This is a genomic window from Burkholderia sp. CpTa8-5, from assembly GCF_017815045.1.
GTDB classification, from domain to species: Bacteria; Pseudomonadota; Gammaproteobacteria; order Burkholderiales; family Burkholderiaceae; genus Burkholderia; species Burkholderia sola.
Window position 1 is genome coordinate 1 of sequence record NZ_JAGIQD010000077.1, and the last position, 953, is coordinate 953.

1 protein-coding gene is annotated in these 953 nt (G+C 68.1%); it reads right to left on the minus strand.

Going from position 1 to position 953, the window contains the following annotated elements:
* Nucleotides 1-953: efflux RND transporter periplasmic adaptor subunit (locus J8I35_RS34385; protein WP_209929396.1), on the minus strand; the 953-nt coding region annotated here is incomplete at both ends.

Consider the following 953-nt stretch of genomic DNA (forward strand, 5'->3'; position numbering starts at 1 on the left):
GTCGCGCCCGGGCGCACCTTGTCGACGCCTTGCACGATCACGTGATCTCCTGCCTGCAGACCGCCTTCGACGACCCAGTTCTGGCCGTACGTGCCGGTCGTCGTCAACGGACGCATCTCGACCTTGTTGGCCGCGGTCACGACCAGTGCGATCGCCTGCCCCTTCTGGTCGTGCGTGACGCCGATCTGCGGCACCAGGAACGCGTTCTCGTTCACGCCTTCCTCGATCCGTGCGCGCACGAACATCCCCGGCAGCAGCACGCGGCCGGGGTTCGGGAACACCGCGCGGATCGTCACCGAACCGGTGGTCTGGTCGACCGTCACGTCCGAGAACTGCAGCTTGCCGGCTTCCGAATAGGTCTTGCCGTCTTCGAGGATCAGCGACACCTTCGCCGCGCCCGGGCCGCTCGTCTTCAGGCGGCCGCTCTGCACGTCCTGACGCAGCTTCAGCCCTTCGAGGCTCGACTGCGTGAGGTCGACGTACACCGGATCGAGCTGCTGCACCGTCGACATCAGCGTCGCCTGGCTCGCCTGCACGTATGCGCCCGGCGTCACCTGCGAGATGCCGACGCGGCCGCTGATCGGCGACACGACATCCGTATAGCCGAGGTTGATCTGCGCGGTGTCGACCGCCGCCTTGCCGGCCGCGACGTCCGCTGCGGCCTGGCCTTGCGTGGCGACCGCGTTGTCGTAGTCCTGCTTGCTGACCGCGTTCGCGGCGACCAGCACCTTGTAGCGCGCGACCAGCGCGTTCTGCGTGACGAGGTTCGCCTGCGCCTTCGCGAGCGTCGCCTTCGCGCTGTTCAGGGCTGCGACGTACGGCGCCGGATCGATCTTGTAGAGACGCTGACCGGCCTTGACGTCGGTGCCTTCGGTGAATTCGCGGCGCAGCACGATGCCGTCGACCCGCGCGCGGACCTGCGCGACGAGGAATGCACTGGTGCGGCCCGGCAG